Genomic DNA, 17,281 nt, shown 5'->3' with positions numbered 1-17,281 from the left:
TAAAAAGCTGTCGATTTTATCCAAATTCTGCAAAATAAATTATTAACACAAAAGTAAATGAAAATTTAATATTTCTAAATTTTTCACATTTTTTGTGACAAAATCACGGAAAATTTTAATCTAACTTATAAAATTTCGATAAATTTTTAATTTAATATTACTAAATTTTGTTACAATTTTTTTTTGCAACAATTTCATTTTTAAGGAGATATCATGAAATTACTTACTTCATCATTACTAGCGGCTGCTTGCACATGCGCATTTGCCCTAGATTTACCACAAAACAAGGTCGTAGATGTCGAGTGGCTAAAAGCAAATTTGGCTGATAAAGACCTAGTTTTAATCGACCTTCAAGAAGGCGAAGGATATGGCGCAGGTCATATCAAAGGCGCAGTTGCTTGGAAAGAGGCTGATTTCAGAGAGGCAAGAGGCGAAATGCCAGGATTTATCGCTTCTCCGACTACGGTTGAGAGATTATTTCAAAAAAGCGGTATCAAAGATACTAGCGCAGTAGTTTTCTACAACGACGCAAAAGCGGCTCCTGATTATACGCTTTCAACTTTGGCTCTATTCGTATCTGAATACTACGGCCTTACAAACACAGCGATTTTAAACGGCGGAATTGACGCTTGGAAAAAAGCTGGTGGCGAGCTAAGCACAGAGGCCGCCACACCAGAAAAAAGCGATTTTAAAATCACTAAATTTAACAAAGACATCGTTGCGACTGCTTACGATATCGACGAGGCTGTGGTTACAAACAGCGTAGCACTAATCGATGGCAGAATCGAAGCTCAATACTCTGGCGAAAAAGCTCACCCAAAAGCAGCCAAAGCAGGGCACTTAGAGGGCGTTGATGGAAATATCTTTATCGGCAAACTTGCCAAAGAAAATGACGGCGTTTTTTATATCAACACCGATAAAGAAGCTGTTGGCGAGCTATTTAAAACAGCTGGTCTAGATCCAAACGCACCACAAATTTGGTATTGCAACACAGGCTGGCACGCAAGTGGCGGCTGGTTTGCGACAAAATATATCATGGGAAATGACAAAGTCAAAAACTACGAAGCAAGCATGGTCGAGTATTCGAACCTGCCAAAAAGAAAAGTGCTAAAAGGCGATGAAAAATAATCAAATTTCGATTGATTGCCTAGACTTATGCGCCGACCTGCTCGCTTTTCCAGCGGAGGGTTGGCGCGAGAAATACTGCGCGCTTGGCGAATTTGCAAACGGCGAATTCGCCAAGCGCTTCAATAAATTTTCAAATTTCAAATTTAACGATTTAAAAACGCCAAATTTAGACGAAATTATCAGCAATTACATTTTTTATTTTGATTTAAACTCAGCCAAATTCGGCACTTCGCTTCTAGCTGGGGTTTGGTTAGATAAAAAAATGTTTGGCGAGAGTTATAATGAAATTTGCAAATTTTACGAATTTTGTGGTTTTGTGGTGGAAAAAAACTGCGACCACGCCTCAAATTTACTCGCATTTTGCGCGATTTTAGCAGAGCAGGGCGAGTGGGAGAAATTTTTGAAATTTACTAAATTTTTGGACTTTTTAGAGCCTTTGAGTAAAAATTTAGCAAATTTTGAAAATTTAAAAGAATTTGAGTTTATTTTAAATTTTGCCAAATTTTTAATATCAAATTTAAAGGAGCAAAGATGACAAAAGTCGCCAAAACCCCGAAATTTGGGCTTCTTTTTCTATCGCTTGCGCTGTGCGCAGTGGGGCTCGTGGGGATTTGTAGCGTGTTTTTAAACGGCCAAGAGGCTAGCTACAATGTCAGCCGCGAGGTTCCGCTTGGGCTTTTGCTTATGGGATATGCCTTTTTTGTGGGCATTAGCGTAGGAGTTGCCACAATCGCTACGGCCGATCATCTTTTTGGATTTCACGCATTTTCTAAAATTTCACGCCATTTACAGCTTTTGGCTATTGCTGCGCTTTTAGCGGCGTTTTGGCTGATTTTTTGGGAGCTTGGAAGCCCGTTTAAACTGCAAGTTTTACGCTTCGTAAGGTATTATTTTAATTTCGCGGTAGAAAGCCCGATTTGGTGGATGAGCACTTTTTATCTAATCGAAACTCCGCTTTTAATAATCGAGCTAATTTTAATGCTAAAAAACAGCGAAAAAGCTTCGTTTTACGCAGGAATTGTCGCATTTATAATGGGAATAATCGCGTTTAGCACACTCTCAATGGTCTTTGCCGTAAATGCAGCTAGACCGATTTGGAATACGCCAAGCTTTACTATTTCATTTATTTTTGGAGCTTTGATTTGTGGCGTGAGCGTGATTTTTGCCTTTATTTATCTGACAAAAAAGAGCCTAAATGAGCGAATTTTGCGAAATTTGAATATTTTTATGTTTTTGCTTCTTTTGGCTGTTTTATTTATAAATTTTTGGAACGCGGTAATTTCAAGCTATGGCGCAGGAAGTTATTTGACAAAAAATTTCGAAGTTTTTACAAACGGAAATTTGTCGTTTAATTTCTATTTTTTCGAAATTTTAGTTGGAATTTTGCTTCCGATGATTTTATTAATTTTGTCTAAATTTCAAAATTTAAAAATTTCATTTTTGGCTGGAATTTTAGCCATTATCGGCGTATTTTTTGCTAGATTTGACGGCATTGTGGGCGGTCAGCTCGTCCGAGTCGAGAGCGAATTTTTAGGCAAGATAGAGTTTGGCTCATACTGCCCAAGCGTGGCAGAAATCACGATTTTTATCTCGGGCATTGGCGTAATGCTCTTTATTTACGCACTTGGAAAAACATTTTTAAATTTGGAGAGTGAAAAATGAGAGAGCTTAAAATAACAAGACGAAATTTCCTAAAAATGGCTTCTAGTGTCGCAGTTGCCAGCACGGCAGGTATCACAGGGCTTCCAAATCCGCTAATGGCAAAAACTCATAAAAATTCGCCCGAGCTTTCAAATTTATTAGAATACGACGAGGGCGTAAAAACTCCAAATTACTGCGAAATGTGTTTTTGGAATTGTGGCGTAAATGTTTTTACAAGGGACGGCAAAATTCACAAAATCGAAGGAAACAAGCTAAATCCATACAATTACGGTACGATTTGTGCTAAGGGAAATGCGGGGGTTTATTCTACTTACGATCCAGATCGCTTAAAATACCCGATGATTAGAGTCGGCAAACGGGGCGAAGGCAAATGGAAAAAAGTCAGCTGGGACGAAGCATTTGACTTCGTGCATGAAAATTTAGAAAAAATCATCGACAAATACGGCGCAAAAAGCATTGCAGCCTTTGCTCATGGAAGCTGTTCTTCTTATTTTCACAAATTTGCTAGCCTACTTGGCACTCCAAATGTAAGCTATGCTTCATTTTCTGAGTGTCGTGGCAGTAGAGCGATTGGCTGGTCTTTGACATTTGGCGGTGGCGGTATCGGGGGTCATGAAAACTACGACATGGCAAACACCAAATATATGATTTTATTTGGTAGAAATATGGCAGGAGCGATTCAGGTTAGAGAAGCAAGAGATTTTATGGAGGGCTTGGCAAACGGCGCAAAACTCGTCTATGTAGATCCACGCCAGAGCGAAAGTGCGATTAGAGCGCACAAATGGCTTCGCATAAAACCGGGATGCGATATGGCACTAGCACTAGCTTTAATTCATGTCATTATAAGAGATAATCTAGCAAATATGGAATTTATCAATAAATACTGCTACGGCTTTGACAAACTTACCCGCCATGTCAAACAATACACCCCAAAATGGGCAGAAGAAATTTGCGGTATAAAGGCTGAAACTATTGAAGAAGTAGCGTGGGAATTTGCCAAATTTGCCCCACATGTCCTAGCTATCGCACCGCGTAGATTTTCAAGATACGCAAACGACACGCAAACAGCAAGAGCGATTGCAATATTAAATGCGATTATGGGAAATTACGGCGTAAAGGGCGGAACTTGGGTAAATCAAAGTATAAATTTAGCCAAGCTCCCAAAAGATGATGAAGCACCAGCTGTAAGGGAGCCAAGGGCTGATGGCGTTGGGGTTAGGTGGCCGTTTAATCCGCCAAATTTAGGGCTAAGTGGCGAAATTTATCGCGCGACTTTAAGCGAACAGCCATATCCGATAAAAGCGTGGCTGACCTACGATACAAATCCGCTAGGACACACGGCAGTCGAAGCAAACGGCGTTATGAAATCGATCGAAAAGCTAGATTTTTTAATGGCAATTGATACGCAGATGAACGATTTTTGTCAGTATTGCGACATAGTTTTGCCTGAAAGCACATATTTAGAAAAAGACGACGGCCCATATATCCAAAAATACGATGTGCCGTTTGTGGCTGTGAGAAAAGCTGCGATTAAGCCGCTATACGATACTAAGCATGTTTTTGACATAGTGCGTGGGATTTGCAAACGCTTTGATATGGACGAGTATTTTACCATTTCGCCAAGCGACGCGATAAATAATTTCGTAAATTCGCTTAGCCCCGAAGATAAAGAAAAATTTGAAAAAGACGGCATTTTGTGTGATTATTTAGCCGATGCGTATCCGCAAAGTAGCGGAAAACCACTAAGCTTCCCTACCAGCACGGGCAAAATTCATCTATACAATCCTGATATGGAAAAAATGTATGAAGAATATGGCGATGTCTGTGCGCCACTGCCTACTTGGGTAGCACCGCCACAGCCAAAAGACGGCGAGCTTAGACTGCTTTTTGGTAGGGGTCCAGCTCACTCACATGCAAGAAGCCAAAATAACAAGCTCTTACTTGAACTTGAAGATGATAGCCCGATTTGGATAAATCCTGATGACGCGGCAAATTTAGGTTTAAAAACGAATGACAAAGTCATAATGATAAATGCTAAAACAGGGCTTAAATCAAAACCGCAAAATATAAAAATCACAAAGCGAATAACCAAGGGAAATGTCTTTATCCACCACGGCTTTGGGCATGTTAGCAAAGAGTGGAAGAGCGGCTTTGATAAAGGCATTAGCGATGTTTATTTTTGTAGTAATAGCGTCGATCCTGTTAGTGGTTGTAGTGGCTTAAACAACGGCTTTGTTAGACTTGAAAGGGCGTAAGATGAACTCACTAATAAATAAAAATCACAAAAAAGAAAAAAACCTAGCTATGGTGATTATCGGCGATCGCTGTATCGGGTGCGATGCGTGTTATGTAGCGTGTAAAACCGAGTGGGAAGTGCCGCTTTTCAAAGAAGCGTATCGCACAAGGGTTTTTGAAGTAGAAAACGAAGACAACGCAGGAAATCCGATTTTAAACTTTTTGCCTGTGCTTTGTAACCACTGCGAAAACTCCCCTTGCGTGGCAGTTTGCCCGACAGAAGCTAGTTTCAAGCGCGAAAAAGACGGCATCGTCATCGTCGATCCGTCCCTTTGCATAGGCTGCAAGGCGTGTATGGTAGCCTGTCCGTATAATGCCAGATATTACGACGAACACAAACAAAGTGTCGATAAATGCACATTTTGCGCCCCAAGAGTGGATAAAGGTTTGCTTCCGGCTTGTGTAACCACCTGCGTGGGAAAATCGCGAAATTTTGGCGATTTAAATGACCCAAATAGCGATGTTTCGCAAATTTTGGCGCGCGCGACCTCCATTACTCGCCTAAAAGAGAGCGACGGACTTGAACCAAATGTTTATTATGTAACGATAAATTCATAGGAGAAAATGATGAAAAAGATAATTTTAAGCATGGTTTTACTTTGCAGTTTTGGCTTTGCTGAGAATTTGCAAAGCTACAATACTTCAAAAGCGCAGGCGGAGCATTTTGTAAATCTCTCTCGCGAAGCTGTGGCAAAAAATAATCTCACACTTGCTAGGGCATACGCAAAAAAGGCGATTCAAGCAGACGCTTACAACAAAAAAGCATGGGAAAGCTATGATGATGTTATTCAGCGCCTAGCCGATGAAGGTATGATAGACGAATTTGGCGCCAAAGCCGATGAAAGCGAAGCCGCTGCACCAAAAGCCAGTGGCGCACCAGCGCAGTTTGAGGGTTGCTAGTGAGAAGAATTTGCGAAATTTTAAAAGGGCTAAATTTTAAAATTTTCGCAAATTTTGCTATTTTGTTTTTTTCGCTAAGTGCATTTTCGCAGCCAAATTCTTGCACCGCTTGCCACGAAAATTACGGCTCACTAAGCCCCTCACACGATGAGGTTGCCTGTCAGAGCTGCCATGGGGGCAACGAGATTGCTAACGAAAAATCGCTCGCTCACATCGCCCTAATCCCAAATCCAGCCACGCTAGAAAACGCCAAAAGCCGTTGTGCGCGCTGTCACAAGGACCAAATCGCCCGCGTTAGCACCACAGTAATGCAAACCCAAAATCCAATCAAGCAAAATTTGCTAGGCGAGTGGGCGAAGCAGGGCGCGAGCTCTGATTTTAGCGCAGAGCAAATCGAAAAATTCGCCAAGGACCACTACGCCAAAGCCTGCGCTAGTTGTCATATCTCGCAAGAAAAAGAGGTTTTTATAAATCAAAATATCGCCAAAGGTGGCGGGTGCGGGGCGTGTCATAAGGCTTCGAATTTAGATGAAAATTTCTTGCTCTCGCCATTTTTTGCTAGCAAAAATGCAAATTCTGCGCCAAATTTAAGCGCAAATTCCAGTGTAAATTCCAGCGCGCACGCAACCTCCCCAAACACTGCGCCCAAAACCCACACCCGATTTTCCACCGCAATCCCTAGCCAAAACTGCCTAGCCTGCCACAACCGCTCGGCTCGCATTGGTTTTGCGTATTATGGAAAATTCGAAAGCGAGGGAAGCAAAGCTCCGTTTGAGCGTGAGCACACACTCTCTGACGGGCGCCATTTCCACGATTTGCGCGCCGATATTCACTACGAAAGGGCAGGGTTAGAGTGCGTGGATTGCCATACTAGCCTTGGGGTAATGGGCGATAAAAAAAACCACGCAAATATGAGAGAGGCCGTGATTATCGCATGCGAGGACTGCCACGCGCCAAATTTTGCCACGCCAAACGAGACGGCGCGAAATTTAGCAAAAACAAATCCAAATATCCCAGATAGCGCGCTCATCGCCTACACAAAAAAGGGAAATTTCCCACTTTACAATGTCACCAAAGTAGGCGAAAAAGCAGTTCTTACGCGCAAAAAAGACGGAGCAAAATTTGAAATTTCAGCGCTAAAACACCCAGCACACGAGCCTTTGCACGCAAATTTATCCTGCCAAGCCTGCCACGAAAAAAGCGTAGCAAGCTGTTTTGGTTGCCACGAGCAAAGATTTGCGGGCGCAAAGCAGTTTGAGTGGCAAAAGGGCGAATACAGCGAGGGTGCGTGGAGCGAAATGCGCAGTTTTTTGCGCTTCGAAGACCCCGCTTTGGGCGTGAGAAATGACGGCAAAAACGCAAACCTAGCCCCAGGCTGTCAGGTCGTGGCTAGTATCTACGAAAATGGCGCCACGAAGCACTTTGACGCCCTTAGCCTAGCTAGCTGGGCGCAACACAGCGTTGGCAAGAGCAAAACCTGTGTCTCTTGCCACTTCTCGCCTACTGCGCTTGGGCTTGGGCGCGGAGTTTTGGGCTATAAAAACGGTGAGATTTCATTTAGTCCAAATTTGGCAAATTTTGGCGAGTTAAATTTCGCCCTTGACGCCTTTGCTAGCCCAAAAGGAGCGCAAAATCAAATCATTTCTAAAAACGATTCCACGCTAAGCTTAGCTCAAATGAAAAAAATCCTTGACGCCTATGCCTGCGCTATCTGCCACGATCGCTATGATGATAAAATTTATGCCGATTTTAACGCCTCAAAAGCGAAATTTAGGGCAGGGGAGACGAAATGTTTAGAGTGATAAATTTGATATTTTTTGCGTTTTTAAATTTCGCTTTTTCTCAAAATTTATCCTGCGAAAACTGCCACAGCGTGGAAAAATTCGAGCCTAAAAATCACAATTTTTCATGCGAAAGTTGTCATAAAAGCAAAATTTCACCCTCGGATTTCCCGCAAAGCTTAGCCAAATTTGGCGGATTTTCGCACGAAAATATCATCGCTCACCCAGCCAGCCCCGCGCATTATGGCGAGTTTTGCGGCAGCTGTCACGCGAAGCAAATCAGCGAATTTGAAAAAAGCAACCATTTCACGCACAAAAACGAGATAAAAACGATTTTTAGCGCATTTAACATGGATTTAAATCCCAGCTTGCAAGATTTTTTAAGCCAAAATTTGCCAAATTTAAGCGCAAAAGAGCGCGTGGTAGCGGACTTCGTGGAGCGCAAATGCCTCAAATGCCACACCTATGATAATGGCGAGAGTTCCTTGTTTTCGGCTCACGGAAAGGGCTGCATGGCATGCCACGCTAGCTACGCACCCAGCGCGCAATACAGCGGCAGCGACGCGAATACTAGCGCGCGCCCTCACTCGCGCACTCACACGCTCTCGCGCGCGGATAATGAAGTTTGCGCCTCTTGCCACAACAAATACTTCATCGGCGCCGATTTTATGGGGCTTTTCCCACAAAACACGCACAAAGACTACCGCACGCCGTTGCAAAAAAATGGAAATTTCCCAGGGCTACGGCATGGCGTAACATACGCAAATTTGCGCCCTGACGCACATTTTAGCGCGGGGTTAGTGTGCGCGGATTGCCACAAAATGAGCGAAACCAAAAGCTGTGAGGCTTGCCACGAAACCGCCGCGCAAAATAACACCTCGCATAAATTCCACCAAAATTTGGAGTGCGCCACCTGCCACAGCGCATGGGGCGGGAGTTTTTACGAACTAAATGCTATGCTTGATTTTAGCAAGGATTACGAAAACTGGCAAAATTTAATCGAATTTGACGCGAGCACTAAGCGATTTAACGCACGCGCCCTGCGCCAAAATACACACCCTGCGCCGTTTTCGCGCACGCTTGGAGGCGAGAGAAAACCTGGCATTTGGCATAGCGCGTTTAGTTTAGAACGCTTCGAAAATGTCCTTTTAGTGCGCAAAAATAACGGCAAAATCGCCCTTGCGCGTCCTGTGTTTGGCTACAATCTTGGCATAAAAAATGAAAATGCTAGCGTGGCTAAATTTGGCGAGAGTGGCGAGAGATTCGAGGCTTGGAAGCCGTTTTCGCCTCATAGCGTGCAAAAAATCGGCAAATCCTGCGAAGCCTGCCACGAAAATCCGCTCCAAAGCAGAGAGACTCACGGCGGTATTAGCGAGCTTTTCGCGCCTAAATTTTGCGAAAATCCTAGGCAAAAAAACTGCGCCAAACTGCTTGACGCTAGCCCTTTAAACGAGCGTGAAATGCAAAATTTGAAGTCAATTTTATACAAAAAAACAAGAGCGAAGGAAATTTTAAATCTAAATTAGAAATTCCGCAAATTTTGCGGAATTTCGCTGTATTTTTAAGGGGGAAGCTAAAAATTTATGCGTTTTTTGCAGCCTCTAAAACTGCTTCGTAGTTCGGCTCTTCGGTGATTTCAGCCATGATATCTTTGTATGCGATTACGCCGCCACTGATGACGAAAACCGCTCTTGCATTTAGCCCAGCTAGTGCGCTATCTTCGATTAAAATTCCATAGCTTTTGGCGAATTTTTTCGCTCTAAAATCGCTTGCTGTGCGCAAGTTTTCGATACCCTCTGTCGTGCAAAATCTACCCATTGCAAACGGCAAATCCATTGAAACCACGATTACTTCGGTGTTTGGCAGGCTTGCTGCTTTTTCGTTGAATTTGCGAGCCTCGCTAGCGCAAACTGGCGTATCTAACGACGGAACGGCTACGATGATTTGTTTTTTTTCGCTTTTTCCGATTACGATATCTTCTAAATCCTTGCCAGCGACTACGACTTCTGGCGCAGCCTCGCCGACTTTTACTTCATTTCCGCCCAAATTTACGGGGTTTCCTAAAAATTTTACTTGCATTTTTTCTCCTTGTAAAAATAAAACACATTTTATCTCATAAAATTTAACAGATTATTTTTTGGCGCAAAATTTTAAAATTTGGCTATAATTTCGCCCAAATTTAAAAAAAGGAAATCCATGCAAACCCTCCCGCAAAACGCGCCTAAATTTCACCTCAACACCGCCTACACGCTATATTTGACGCTAGGGGTTTTTAGCGCGCACAGATTTTATTTGAAAAGAAATGTAAGCGCGATTTTCCAACTTCTTGGCGGATTTGGGTTTATCATCTTTGTCTGCTTTTTGGTGGCGTATGCTTTGATATCAAACGATAGCGCGCTCGAAATTTTGCGCTCAATAAGGCCAAGCCTCGAATTTGACGACCAAGATACACTTAGGGCTAGGGAAAATTTAATAAAACCGATTATGGTCTTTGCACTGCCAAATTTAGCCTATTTGGCGTGGATTATTTATGATTTTTTCAATTTAGAAAAAATGGTAGATAACGCAAATCTTAGCGCAGGGTGCGAGATCGAAAATCCCAGCGAAAACCCCAGCGAAAATCCCAGCCAAAGCCTAAATTTCGAAGAAAAAAGCGCGAATTTAGCCTCGGCTAGACAGCTAGCTTACATTGGGTGCGGACTTTTGATTTTAATGGCAGTTTTAAACATTTTTGGCACCAAGATTAACGGCGCCGAACTCGCCTCAACAGCGGGGCAAGTGTGCTTAGCAATGAGCGCGTATTTCATCGCTAGCACAATTTGTTCAAAGACGCTTTTGCGAAATTTAACCCTTTTTGTCGTATTTGACGGCCTTGCGCTAATCCCGTTTTTGATGATGATGTTTGGGGATAAAAGCCTGGTTGTATTTGTTTTCGGCGCAGTATTTACGGGGCTTGGCGCATGCTTTGCTCTGCTGATTTACAAAGAGCTTTTCCAGACGAGCGGGTGCGAAATTTTCGTTAAGGCGTTTTTTGTATATGCGCTCTCGTGCGTGATTGGGCTAGTTTTAGTCTATTTTAATCCGATTTTAGCGATAATCGCGGTGCAAATTTGCTCGATTATAAATTCGCTTTTTATCATTGCTTGTGCCAAAGATAGCCGAAATTTCGAAATTTCGAAAAACAACTATTATTTTTCAAATTTGAAATTTCACATTAGCGAATTTAACAAAATCAAATCATAAGGAGAAAAAATGATGAGTTTTGGCGAGGCGATTAGCGTTTGCCTCAAACAAAAATACGCCACATTTTCTGGCAGGGCTAGCAGAAGTGAGTATTGGTGGTTTTACCTTTTTAGCGTTTTAGTAAATGTCGCAACCGCCGTAATCGACGCTGTGCTTGGCACAAATATCGTTTTGGGGTTTGACAAAAACGGCAACCCAGAGGTCATAGGAATCGTAGCTAGCGTGGTTGCTCTTGGCTTGCTTGTGCCCTCATTTGCGGTTTTGTGGAGAAGACTGCACGATAGAGATATCAGCGGGTGGTATTTTGGCGCAATTTTTCTTTTGTGCGTGCTTGGGATAATGTTTGCTGATGGAATTAGAATTTTGGCTATGCTGTTTTTATTTGTTGCTGTGGGGCTTATAATTTATATTTTTATCTCTACGATTTTAAAGGGCAGCGATGGACCTAACAAATACGGCGACGATCCGCTAAATCCGCGCGCCGGCGGGAATATTTTCGTTCCGTGAATTTGAGAAATTCACGGAAACACTGCGCCGAAATTTAACTTACTTCGCAAAGAAACGCAAAGCATTTCCGTAAAAATAAAACCAGCTAAATTTAGCCACCTTGTAAAGCGTCGTCGGGGGAAATTCGCACGATGCAAAAGGCGCGAACAGCGCTTTTGCGTGCGAATTAAATGCAGGGGAAAGGGGCGCGACCTCGCAAAATGAGCGTAGCGACGGCGACAGCCGGCATTTCTTGCGAGCGAAGCGAAGCAGAGTAATTTAAGCCCCCTTCCCCCTTACGAGAAAAGCACGGCGCAGGTTAAATTCAAAAAATAATTCAATGTTAAATTTAGGTTGAATTTTGAATTTAAATTTTTCTGGATTGCTTCGAAAACTTCGTTTTCTCGCAATGACAGCAAATTTAGCGTAAGGAATTTTTACTCGTAGATTGCCACGAAACTGCTACGCAGTTTCTCGCAATGACAAATCAAACATAGATTTAAAAAAGTAAAAATTTAGCCAGATTTCTCTGGCTAAATTTGGGTTATTTAGCGCCTTTTGGCGGCATAAACGCAGTTAGCGTGATGTCTTCGCCGTCTTTTGGTTTGTAAGGTTCGATATTTACAAGGCAAGTGTGAGAGATATTTCCGTTGGCTAGTTTGCTTGTCGGAATATCGATAGTAAGCACATTTGCCGAGCCGTTTTTACAAAGTCCGTTTTCGTTTGGATCATACCAAGCACCTTCGCATAGTTTTACGACATTTCTTGGCGTATCGTCATTGACAACCGCACCTGCTAAAATTTGACCCCTAGCGTTGAAAACTCTTACCAAATCACCGTTTTTGATACCTAGCTCTTTTGCATCTTCTTCGTTGATGAAAATCGGCTCACGACCTGCTACTGCATAGCTATCTCTTAGCTTAGTTTGGTTTTGTTGTGAGTGCAAACGATCATTTGGGTGTGGGCTTATCATGTGGAATCTGGCTGGTTTATCCTTCATACCTAGCCACTCGATTGGCTCAAACCATGTCGGGTGAGCCTTGCAGTCATCATAGCCCATTTTTTCGATAGTTTCAGAGTAAATTTCTATTAGTCCGCTTGGTGTGCCAAGTGCATTTAAAATCGGATCTTCTCTAAAATCTGCAAAAGTTACATAGCTTTCGCTCTCCATTGTAGGGAAAAATTCAGTCGGTTCGTTTTTGTTCCACCACTCTTCGAAACTTGGCATTTTTATTCCAAGCGCTTCGTTTGCATTTACTTGATTTGCCGCTGTTTCATAAAACTCTTTTATCCAGTCCATTTCGGTTTTGCCGCCTTCTGTATAAGCTTCGGCTAGACCGTCTGCATAAGCTTTACACAAATCAACGAAAACTTGATAATCATCTTTTGCGCCAAATTGTTTTTCTACGACTTGTTTTTGCGGGACGATATGCATATTTGTATAATCCCCTGTCATAGAAATGTCATTTCTCTCATACGAGCTAGTTACCGGGAACACGATGTCAGCCATTTTCGCTGTCGGCGTCCAGTAAATTTCATTTACGACGATAGTTCGCGGTTTTCGCCAAGCTTTAACATTTTTATTTGTATCTTGTTGTTGAGTTAGTGGATTTCCACCGACCCAGTAGATAAAATCCATATCAGGATATGTGATTTTATTTCCGTTATCATCAAGCGTTGCGCCCGGATTTAGCAAAGCATCAGCATTTCTAGCGACAGGATATGACATCAAAGCAGTATTTGATAGCCAAGATTGCGCTGCGTTTTCTTTTGCACCATCAGCGTTAGCAGGACCCATATATTTGCCGTCTTTGATAACGCCTACGCTTCCTGCGTTGATTGTTTTAATCACGCCACCAACGCAACTTGGCGTTCCGCCGTTTGCATAGTGGTAACTAAAACCAAATCCGCCACCAGGAAGCCCTATTTGACCTAGCATAGAAGCAAGAGTTACTATCATCCAATGAACCTGTTCGCCGTGATGCGCTCTTTGCATACCCCAACCAGCCATAATCATAGTGCGATTATCAAAGAATTTTTCAGCTAATTCTTTTATAACTTTTGCTTCGATTCCGCAAATTTTCTCTGCCCACTCAGGTGTTTTTTCTACGCCGTCTTCTTTGCCTAGTAAATACTGCTCGAATTTATCAAAGCCAACGGTGTAAGTGCTTAAAAATTCTTTATCATATTTGCCTGATTTTAGCAAGTGATTTGCCATAGCCAACATCATCGCTACATCGGTATTTGGAGTAGGTCTGATATGAGTAGCTTTGCCTTCAAAAAATTTAGTTGTGATTGTTTTGAGCGGATCGATGATGATGATTTCTTTACCGCTATCGCGCAATTTTTCAAAATATTTAAATGAGCCTTCATCAGAAACCGTAAATGACAAACGCAAAGTGCCGATTGGATTCATACCCCAAAGCACAACGACTTTTGAATTTTCTAAAACCACAGGCCAAACGGTTTGTTGCTCATAAACTTGGCTAGATCCCACGACATGTGGCAAAATCACTTGCGCAGCACCGGTTGAAAAGTCTCCCGTAACGCCCACAAAACCGCCCGTCATATTCATAAATCTATGAAGAAGCGTTCTTGCCATACCAAGTGCGCCTGAGCTTTGCCAAGCGTAGCTTCCTGCACAAATGCTATTCATACCTTTTTGTTCGCGTGTTTTTTTAAGCTCTTTTGCGACTAGTTTGATAGCGTCTTCGTATTTTACTTCTACCCACTCGTCCTTACCACGAAGCTCTGGTTTTGGGCTATCTGGGTTTTCAAGGTAGCTTTTGCGAACCATTGGAGCTTTGATTCTTGCTTTATAAACCAAATCGTCCATCGCAGTTTGCAAAGGATTTGGCACATTTGAAGTTTTTTTCCAAGCTTCCGATTTTACGATTTTACCGTCTTTTACGGTAGCTTTTAAAATTCCCCAGTGCGCCCCTGTGATAACTTCGCCGTTTTTAACCAAAGCGGTATTTGCGGCTTCACCGAAAACAAAACTAGGCATAGCACTTGCTGCGCCAAGCGTAGCTGTTCCTTTTAGAAAACTTCGTCTTTTCATCTTTTCTCCTTTAATCGACATTAATGTCTTTTGAATGTTTTTGTAAATACTGAGTGATAACCCAAATTTCATCTTGGGTTAATGGCGTGCGTGATTGCATTGATTTAATCAGCGCTGGCCATCTATTTGCGACCTGAGTTTCGCCTCTGTGAAGCGGGTGGCAGGTGCCGCAGTTTTCTTCGTGGTTTTTCTTCGCTGTGCTAAAAATCGCTTTCAAATCCGTTTCTAGCGCGTCTGGCGAAGTATAGGCTGTAATTTTCACCTTGTTGTATTCGCCTAAATTCTCCAAAACCTCAGCGTCGAATTTCGCCTGTTTTGAAAAGGCAACCGAGATAATTCTCGCCTTAGGGGTAAAATAAATGATATTTTGCGCCTTTGAGCTTTGGTAGCCTTCAAGGCTAAATTTGACCTTTTTATCATCTGCTTCGATGATTTTGATCTCATTTGTCGGCATTAATCTTCCAACACTATCGCTTAAATCCGCGCTTAGGCTGATATTTTTAACAGCTACGCTATACGCGCTATCGCCCACGCTAAGAGCATTTGCGGCGCAGGTTAAAAGACCTAGGCAAAGAGCTAAATTTAGAATTTTCAAAATTTCTCCTTTTTTAAAATTTGCGAAATTTTATAAAAAACAAAAATAAAAATTTGTCATTTTTATGACAAATTTAGTTTTTATTATCGATACTTAACCTTTTTGTGAGATAATAAAAATAAAAAGGCATTTTATGGGGACTAGGACGACAGGGGTTTTTGAGGGCGAGAAGTTATCGTTTTTCGGCAAAGAGGATTTGGATAAATTCAGACGCATTTCCTATCAAAAAGGCTCGATGATTTACGCACAAAAAAAACTTTTTATGATAATCCTAAAAGGCGAGGGCAAGCTAAATACCTACCACGAAAGCGGCAGGGAGTATGTGCTAAGCTACTTTGGGGCGGGTTCTTTCGTGCTAGTCGATACCTTTTCGTCATTTGAAATCACAAAAGACGCTGAAATTTTAGAGGCAAATTTATCCACCGTGATTGATCTGTTTGAGTTCAACCAAGACTTTGCGATTTATCTTTTTAACTCGTTTTTGAAAAATATGACAATGCAAAAAAATGTGATAAAAGAGCTGGTTTTTGATAGTGTCGAAACTCGAACTTATAAATTTTTACTTCAAATCGCAAACGGCGATATAGCACATGTCAATGGCGGTGTCAGCGAAATCGCAAGCTTCGTCGGAGCCCCACGCCAAAATGTCTCCGTGGCTGTAAATAAGCTAATCAAAAATAAAAAAATCCAAAAATTAGATCATCAAAATTTTAAAATTTTGCCCTAAATTTTCTTTGAAAACATAGCGTAAATTTGCGCACTCATCATCACAAATAAAACCGCTAAAATCACGCCAAAGGCTAAAATCATGCACTCAGCCATTGTGCCAAATTTCGCGCCCGGGATCAAATACCAGCCATTAGAATACAAATCCACAAAAAAGCTTTGAATAGGATCTAAGCTCGTTCCTAGCGGGACTATGGGCGCGTCTAAGCCACAATCACCAGTTGGCTTAAAAAAGCTAGCAAACCACTCATCAAGGGGCAAATTTAGCGGGAAATTTGGCTTAAACGAGCAACCATGCACGCCAAAAGGCAGTTTATCCAAAATCGCGCTATGCACCTTGTATAGGTGGATTGAGCGGGCAATTCCATACAATGCGCCCACAAAACATACGCCATAAGCGCAAAATTTAAGCAGCAAATTTCCCCCGCAAATCGTGCCTAAAATCGCGCCGAAAAATATCACAAAAAATGCTAGTCTAATATACACACACTGCTCGCAAGGCGCCATAAATAGGTATTCTTGGAAAAAATAGTGCGCGATAATGATTAAAAGCGCGCAGACAAAAATCAGATAAATCCAAGGCTTCGCGCTGTTTTGCCACGCGCAAATTTTAAACAGCACTCTACTCATTTTTGCTCGCCAAATAATCAATTAATTTCGCAAATTCGGCTGTGGAGGCGATTTTTTCGGTTTTTATGAGGTATTTACCACCCACCACGAAGGCTGGCACGCCCTGAATAAGTGCGACATCATAGCCCTCGTCCCAAAGCCCAAGCAAATCCAAAACTTCGCTATTTTGCAATTCGCTCTCGTAAATTTCGCGCGTAATACCGCCTGCTTCAAAGCCCGTTTGCAAAAATTTCATCTCGTCTGCTTCCGCGCTAGGACGCTCTTTTTTGTCGTGATAACTCTCAAAATATGCAAATAAAATTTTCTTAAATTTCGAATTTGGCGAGTTTGGGACGATATTTTCTCTTTTATCCAAAACTCTCGCCACAGCCAAAATTTTACTCACACTCACGCCAAATTCGCCCATAGCGTGCATGTGAAACGGCTCGTAAGTAGCACGGATTTCGCCTAAAATTTCAGGCAGGACATTTTGATAATATTTATAGCAAAACGGACAAGCATAGCTCGAAATTGCCACGAAACTGCCCTTATCCACACTTAGTGGCTTATCCAAAACCAAATAATGCTCGCCTGCGCTAAATTCGCCATTTCCGCCGTCCCCGTGAGTGTTAGTCCCGCCCATCATATACACACCAACGCCCAAACCAACGAGCAGAGCGAGGATAAAAACTAGTAGATTTTTTTTCATAAATTTTCCTTTTTTACTCAATTATAATGAAATTTTAAAAATTTTGGCTAAAATTTGGCAGATTTAAATTTTCAAATTTCAAAAGG

The 17,281-nt window shown here is 42.1% G+C and carries 16 protein-coding genes; 11 read left to right on the top strand and 5 right to left on the bottom strand.

The genetic code is table 11. The annotated features are described in order from the left end of the window. The first annotated feature begins 213 nt into the window (after positions 1-213). The 8 genes from OFO07_RS06155 to OFO07_RS06120 are packed head-to-tail and all read left to right on the top strand — an operon-like array spanning position 214 to position 9,292. On the top strand, positions 214-1,128 hold the full coding sequence (locus OFO07_RS06155) for a sulfurtransferase (protein WP_270862659.1): 915 nt from the start codon (positions 214-216) through the stop codon (positions 1,126-1,128). Next, positions 1,118-1,663, top strand: a complete 546-nt coding sequence (locus OFO07_RS06150) for a molecular chaperone TorD family protein (protein WP_270871325.1) — start codon at positions 1,118-1,120, stop codon at positions 1,661-1,663. The genes OFO07_RS06155 and OFO07_RS06150 overlap by 11 nt, the downstream gene beginning before the upstream one ends. Then, a complete protein-coding gene (nrfD, locus tag OFO07_RS06145; RefSeq protein WP_270871324.1) occupies positions 1,660-2,790 on the top strand; it encodes an NrfD/PsrC family molybdoenzyme membrane anchor subunit in 1,131 nt (376 codons plus the stop codon). Before OFO07_RS06150 ends, nrfD begins: the two co-directional genes overlap by 4 nt. After that, positions 2,787-5,045 (top strand): molybdopterin-containing oxidoreductase family protein, encoded by a 2,259-nt coding sequence (locus OFO07_RS06140; protein ID WP_270871323.1) that lies wholly within the window; start codon positions 2,787-2,789, stop codon positions 5,043-5,045. The genes nrfD and OFO07_RS06140 overlap by 4 nt, the downstream gene beginning before the upstream one ends. 1 nt (position 5,046) lies before the next feature. Continuing rightward, positions 5,047-5,643: a 4Fe-4S dicluster domain-containing protein gene (locus OFO07_RS06135; RefSeq protein WP_270871322.1), complete on the top strand. Its 597-nt coding sequence runs from the start codon at positions 5,047-5,049 to the stop codon at positions 5,641-5,643. A gap of 9 nt (positions 5,644-5,652) precedes the next feature. Beyond that, positions 5,653-5,985, top strand: coding sequence for a hypothetical protein (locus OFO07_RS06130; protein ID WP_270864658.1), 333 nt, complete (start codon positions 5,653-5,655; stop codon positions 5,983-5,985). Further along, the gene (locus OFO07_RS06125; protein ID WP_270871321.1) at positions 5,985-7,787 is read left to right on the top strand and encodes a hypothetical protein; all 1,803 of its coding nucleotides are present in this window, start codon (positions 5,985-5,987) and stop codon (positions 7,785-7,787) included. Before OFO07_RS06130 ends, OFO07_RS06125 begins: the two co-directional genes overlap by 1 nt. Further along, positions 7,775-9,292 (top strand): hypothetical protein, encoded by a 1,518-nt coding sequence (locus OFO07_RS06120; RefSeq protein WP_270871320.1) that lies wholly within the window; start codon positions 7,775-7,777, stop codon positions 9,290-9,292. Before OFO07_RS06125 ends, OFO07_RS06120 begins: the two co-directional genes overlap by 13 nt. 55 nt (positions 9,293-9,347) lie before the next feature. Here OFO07_RS06120 and tpx read toward each other — a convergent pair whose 3' ends face one another. Further along, positions 9,348-9,845, bottom strand: coding sequence for a thiol peroxidase (tpx, locus tag OFO07_RS06115; RefSeq protein WP_270862651.1), 498 nt, complete (start codon positions 9,843-9,845; stop codon positions 9,348-9,350). A gap of 117 nt (positions 9,846-9,962) precedes the next feature. On the opposite strand from tpx, the gene OFO07_RS06110 reads away from it, so the two are divergent. Both OFO07_RS06110 and OFO07_RS06105 read left to right on the top strand, forming a co-directional pair. Continuing rightward, positions 9,963-11,009, top strand: coding sequence for a TM2 domain-containing protein (locus tag OFO07_RS06110; RefSeq protein WP_270871319.1), 1,047 nt, complete (start codon positions 9,963-9,965; stop codon positions 11,007-11,009). 9 nt (positions 11,010-11,018) lie between these two features. Then, complete coding sequence (locus tag OFO07_RS06105) at positions 11,019-11,516, top strand: DUF805 domain-containing protein (protein ID WP_270871318.1); 498 nt, start codon at positions 11,019-11,021, stop codon at positions 11,514-11,516. 523 nt (positions 11,517-12,039) lie between these two features. Here the strand turns inward: OFO07_RS06105 and OFO07_RS06100 are convergent. Then, on the bottom strand, positions 12,040-14,556 hold the full coding sequence (locus OFO07_RS06100) for a molybdopterin guanine dinucleotide-containing S/N-oxide reductase (RefSeq protein WP_270871317.1): 2,517 nt from the start codon (positions 14,554-14,556) through the stop codon (positions 12,040-12,042). Between the two features lie 10 nt (positions 14,557-14,566). Further along, positions 14,567-15,151 (bottom strand): cytochrome C, encoded by a 585-nt coding sequence (locus OFO07_RS06095; RefSeq protein ID WP_270871316.1) that lies wholly within the window; start codon positions 15,149-15,151, stop codon positions 14,567-14,569. 133 nt (positions 15,152-15,284) lie between these two features. On the opposite strand from OFO07_RS06095, the gene OFO07_RS06090 reads away from it, so the two are divergent. Further along, on the top strand, positions 15,285-15,878 hold the full coding sequence (locus OFO07_RS06090; protein ID WP_270871315.1) for a Crp/Fnr family transcriptional regulator: 594 nt from the start codon (positions 15,285-15,287) through the stop codon (positions 15,876-15,878). Here OFO07_RS06090 and dsbI read toward each other — a convergent pair. Next, complete coding sequence (dsbI, locus tag OFO07_RS06085) at positions 15,875-16,507, bottom strand: protein-disulfide oxidoreductase DsbI (protein ID WP_270871314.1); 633 nt, start codon at positions 16,505-16,507, stop codon at positions 15,875-15,877. The genes OFO07_RS06090 and dsbI overlap by 4 nt on opposite strands. Further along, complete coding sequence (locus OFO07_RS06080) at positions 16,500-17,195, bottom strand: thiol:disulfide interchange protein (protein WP_270871313.1); 696 nt, start codon at positions 17,193-17,195, stop codon at positions 16,500-16,502. The genes dsbI and OFO07_RS06080 overlap by 8 nt, the downstream gene beginning before the upstream one ends. Positions 17,196-17,281: the final 86 nt, after the last annotated feature.

Origin of the sequence: Campylobacter sp. JMF_06 NA1, from assembly GCF_027737785.1 — a bacterium.
Lineage (GTDB): Bacteria > Campylobacterota > Campylobacteria > Campylobacterales > Campylobacteraceae > Campylobacter_B.
The sequence above is the reverse complement of the archived record's forward strand: the minus strand, read 5'-3'. Positions and strand labels throughout refer to the sequence as shown.

Excerpts from the sequence above, each read along its gene's own strand:
- OFO07_RS06090 (WP_270871315.1), top strand. The coding sequence starts at position 15,285 with ATGGGGACTAGGACGACAGGGGTTTTTGAGGGCGAGAAGTTATCGTTT.
- OFO07_RS06155 (WP_270862659.1), top strand. The coding sequence starts at position 214 with ATGAAATTACTTACTTCATCATTACTAGCGGCTGCTTGCACATGCGCA.
- OFO07_RS06110 (WP_270871319.1), top strand. The coding sequence starts at position 9,963 with ATGCAAACCCTCCCGCAAAACGCGCCTAAATTTCACCTCAACACCGCC.
- OFO07_RS06130 (WP_270864658.1), top strand. The coding sequence starts at position 5,653 with ATGAAAAAGATAATTTTAAGCATGGTTTTACTTTGCAGTTTTGGCTTT.
- dsbI (WP_270871314.1), bottom strand. The coding sequence starts at position 16,507 with ATGAGTAGAGTGCTGTTTAAAATTTGCGCGTGGCAAAACAGCGCGAAG.
- OFO07_RS06105 (WP_270871318.1), top strand. The coding sequence starts at position 11,019 with ATGATGAGTTTTGGCGAGGCGATTAGCGTTTGCCTCAAACAAAAATAC.
- OFO07_RS06150 (WP_270871325.1), top strand. The coding sequence starts at position 1,118 with ATGAAAAATAATCAAATTTCGATTGATTGCCTAGACTTATGCGCCGAC.
- OFO07_RS06135 (WP_270871322.1), top strand. The coding sequence starts at position 5,047 with ATGAACTCACTAATAAATAAAAATCACAAAAAAGAAAAAAACCTAGCT.
- tpx (WP_270862651.1), bottom strand. The coding sequence starts at position 9,845 with ATGCAAGTAAAATTTTTAGGAAACCCCGTAAATTTGGGCGGAAATGAA.
- OFO07_RS06080 (WP_270871313.1), bottom strand. The coding sequence starts at position 17,195 with ATGAAAAAAAATCTACTAGTTTTTATCCTCGCTCTGCTCGTTGGTTTG.
- OFO07_RS06140 (WP_270871323.1), top strand. The coding sequence starts at position 2,787 with ATGAGAGAGCTTAAAATAACAAGACGAAATTTCCTAAAAATGGCTTCT.
- OFO07_RS06120 (WP_270871320.1), top strand. The coding sequence starts at position 7,775 with ATGTTTAGAGTGATAAATTTGATATTTTTTGCGTTTTTAAATTTCGCT.
- nrfD (WP_270871324.1), top strand. The coding sequence starts at position 1,660 with ATGACAAAAGTCGCCAAAACCCCGAAATTTGGGCTTCTTTTTCTATCG.
- OFO07_RS06100 (WP_270871317.1), bottom strand. The coding sequence starts at position 14,556 with ATGAAAAGACGAAGTTTTCTAAAAGGAACAGCTACGCTTGGCGCAGCA.